General features: G+C 40.5%; 2 protein-coding genes and 3 pseudogenes. All 5 read left to right on the top strand.

What is annotated here, in order from left to right; all coding sequences use genetic code 11:
- Positions 1-185 (top strand): annotated as a pseudogene (locus tag DYI81_RS17695) (IS4 family transposase); the annotation flags it as partial.
- Positions 186-305: 120 nt separating this feature from the next.
- Positions 306-512: pseudogene (locus DYI81_RS17690) on the top strand (DDE-type integrase/transposase/recombinase); the annotation flags it as partial.
- Positions 513-553: 41 nt separating this feature from the next.
- A pseudogene (locus DYI81_RS17685) lies at positions 554-676 on the top strand (VF530 family DNA-binding protein); the annotation flags it as partial.
- 418 nt (positions 677-1,094) lie between these two features.
- Complete coding sequence (locus DYI81_RS17680; RefSeq protein WP_117008195.1) at positions 1,095-2,060, top strand: alpha/beta hydrolase; 966 nt, start codon at positions 1,095-1,097, stop codon at positions 2,058-2,060.
- Between the two features lie 332 nt (positions 2,061-2,392).
- A partial coding sequence (locus DYI81_RS17675) for an aldehyde dehydrogenase family protein (RefSeq protein ID WP_117008194.1) occupies positions 2,393-3,499 on the top strand: 1,107 nt, incomplete at its 3' end.

Here is a 3,499-nt window from a genome sequence, read left to right as displayed (position 1 = left end):
CATGATCGGAAAAAAGCGATAAAAATAAAGAAGCATGGACGACTTTCAGTAAGTTTATTTCGCTACGGTTTGGACTATGTTCAAATGGCTATTCTACGTTTGATTGGTTTTGGAAAAAAAGAAGAATTTAAGAAAGTGCTAGCAATTTTAAGAAAGAAAAGCCTGATAGGACAAGGATCCTATGAAATTTGTCGTGTACAGAGATCTGTGTTATAGCGTTTTAAAACATCAGACTGCCTATCAAAGAGATTATTTATTAGCCGAATAATCTCAAAACCTGATTGACTACCAAGACGGTATCTCAGGTCGCTGACTTCACATATATTAAAACTCATTCAGATTGGGTCTAAACCACATTTATTATTGATGTTTTTTCATGTGCAATTGTTGGCTGGAAAGTATCAACACGTAAGAATACAGATATGGTGCTTGATGCGCTGAGTTATGTATCGTCTTTTGAGCTTGAAGCAATGTACGATTATAAGATTAACCCGTTAGGTCAGGTGGCCTAACTTAAATAAAAAAGTCTCCGACAAACCCGGTACGGTTCAGTTTTTGCATAGACCCAAGTGTTAAATCATCATTACGATTCTTGCGTACCACACCATGGACACGTGAAAAAGTAGAAAGCTTATATTTGTACGTCTTACGCCAAAAGGCCAAACAGAAACCGTAGCCTCAGGCAACACCCCTCTCATCATAAAATTATACCAGTCAGTAAAACACTCTTAGATTAAGCATATGAATGTTGGTTATTATTGTTGATTATCACAATAAATTAGTGACCAAAAATCAAAGTACCCTACCCCACCTTAAATTACGTCACACAAAATTAAAACTCTATATAACTGTTATATATAGAGTTTATTAACATACCAATTATGTAATTTAGTGTATTTTATGTCGGTGACTCTTGCCAAGGTTGGGGTCGGGAGTTCGAGTCTCCTTTCCCGCTCCAAATTCAAAAAACCCTCATCTTTGATGAGGGTTTTTTTATGCCCATACAAAACACAAAAAATACCACTCAGACAGTCGTTGACAAATCCAATGCCTTCATCAAGGATAAGATTAAAAATCAAACGCTGAGAATAACAATGAATGATCTTTCTGCATGCACCTATCAGCCCGACATCTTGGGCGCAGGCTATGAGCAAACAACCCTAAAATTTTCCGATGATTTTGAAGGCCCCGTCACAGCAACCTTAATCCGCAAAAAAGCCACTTCAACCACCTCTAAAGCTGTTTTATATATTCACGGCTTTATTGATTATTTTTTTCAAACAGAAATGGCAGCGCAATTTAACCAACACGGTTTTGATTTTTATGCACTCGATTTAAGAAAATACGGACGCTCAATTTTGCCACATCAAAAATACTATAACGTGCGTAAGATTGCCGAATATGATGCAGAAATTAATCAAGCCCTTGATATCATTGGAGCAGAAGACCACGATGCAGTACTGCTCTGTGGGCACTCCACTGGTGGCTTAACCACAACACTATATGCAAGTCACAATCCTAATCACCCACTGATTAAAGCACTTTGGGTCAACAGCCCTTTTTATGACTTCAATATGAATCCACTGAAACGCAAGCTTGGTGTTCCTCAGCTGAGTCGGCTAGGCAAAGTTTTTCCAGACTTACAGTTTCCAAGTGAGCTCAACAAGTGGTACACACCCAGTCTTCACAAAGACTTAAAAGGTGAATGGGACTTTAACCTAGATTGGAAAAAGACCACCTACCCCAAAGTACGCCTAAGCTTTATCACCGCCATTCATGAAGCACAAAAAGAAATCCATCAAGGTGTTCAGTTAAATATTCCAATTTTAGTCATGCATTCCAATCAAACCAAAAATCCGCGTAAATGGGGTAAAGATGCACAAAGCAGCGATGTAATTTTAGGCGTGAAAGATATTGCTAAATATGCGAAAAAAATTCAGGGCGATGTCACCATCCAAAGTATTCATCATGGCCTTCACGACTTAGTGCTATCGCAAAAACCAGTACGTGAGCAGGTTTATCAACAATTATTTACTTGGCTTAGCCACAAAGGCTTGTAATTTTACAATCTCACCAGCCTAGGCCTTAAAGGGATCACCCTCTACACATCTTTAAGGCCACATCTAAATGTTAGTCCAACACTAAACTAAGCGAGTGCCTTATCTCCTTTATTGCTTCGAAATATCCCATACAAAACAAAATCGTGACTGAGTTAACAGCCAAGCACCCACACCCTAAATAAATTGTCTAAAAGATGTAATTTGCCATTCAAAGCACCTCCATCCACTCTTATATTCAAAGAGCGACTAAAAACGCGCAGTTGTACCTGAGAACAAAGCATAGGCTTTGTATGACGTTGAAGAACACCATAATAAGCAAAGGAACAGTCAATATGCGTTACATCGATCCAAATCAAAACGGTTCAAAAGTCCAATTTAAATCACAATATGAAAATTTTATTGGTGGCAAATGGGTCGCACCAGTAAAAGGCGAATATTTTGACAACATCTCTCCTGTTGATGGTAAAGCCTTTACCAAAATTCCACGTTCATCGGCTGAAGATATTGAGTTAGCGCTCGATGCTGCGCACGCAGCCAAAGCGGAATGGAACAATACATCACCGACTACTCGCTCTAATCTGTTACTGAAAATTGCAGATCGCTTAGAAGAAAATCTAGAATTATTGGCCGTTGCAGAAACATGGGACAACGGCAAACCTGTACGTGAAACACTGGCTGCAGACATTCCACTCACCATTGACCATTTCCGCTACTTTGCCAGCTGCATTCGCGCACAAGAAGGCGGTATTTCGGAAATTGATGGTGACACCATTGCTTACCATTTCCATGAACCTTTGGGTGTTGTGGGGCAAATTATTCCTTGGAACTTCCCTATCTTAATGGCGGCTTGGAAACTTGCACCTGCCTTGGCTGCAGGGAACTGCATTGTGCTTAAACCTGCTGAACAAACCCCGGTCAGCATTCTAGTTTTGGCAGAATTGATTCAAGACATCCTACCTGCCGGTGTGCTAAATATTGTCAACGGTTACGGCGTAGAAGTCGGTCGCCCGCTAGCAACTAATCCACGTATTGCCAAAATTGCATTTACGGGTTCTACGGCTGTCGGCCAAATGATCATGCAGTATGCCACTGAAAATATTATTCCTGTAACACTGGAACTTGGTGGCAAATCACCAAACATTTTCTTTGAAGATGTGATGGATCAAGACGATGACTTTTTGGATAAAGCGCTGGAAGGCTTTGCCATGTTCGCACTCAACCAAGGTGAAATTTGTACCTGTCCTTCACGTGCTTTAGTCCATGAAAGCATTGCAGATAAATTCCTTGAAAAAGCCATTGAACGTGTAAAGCGCATTAAGACCGGCCACCCACTGGATACCGACACCATGATTGGCGCTCAAGCTTCGCAAGAGCAACAAGATAAAATCTTAGGTTGTATCGCAACTGGTCGTGCAGAAGGTGCGCAAGTGCTGACCGGT

Source organism: Acinetobacter sp. SWAC5 (assembly GCF_003419885.1).
GTDB classification, from domain to species: domain Bacteria; phylum Pseudomonadota; class Gammaproteobacteria; order Pseudomonadales; family Moraxellaceae; genus Acinetobacter; species Acinetobacter cumulans.
The sequence above is the reverse complement of the archived record's forward strand: the minus strand, read 5'-3'. Positions and strand labels throughout refer to the sequence as shown.

Excerpts from the sequence above, each read along its gene's own strand:
- DYI81_RS17680 (WP_117008195.1), top strand. The coding sequence starts at position 1,095 with ATGAATGATCTTTCTGCATGCACCTATCAGCCCGACATCTTGGGCGCA.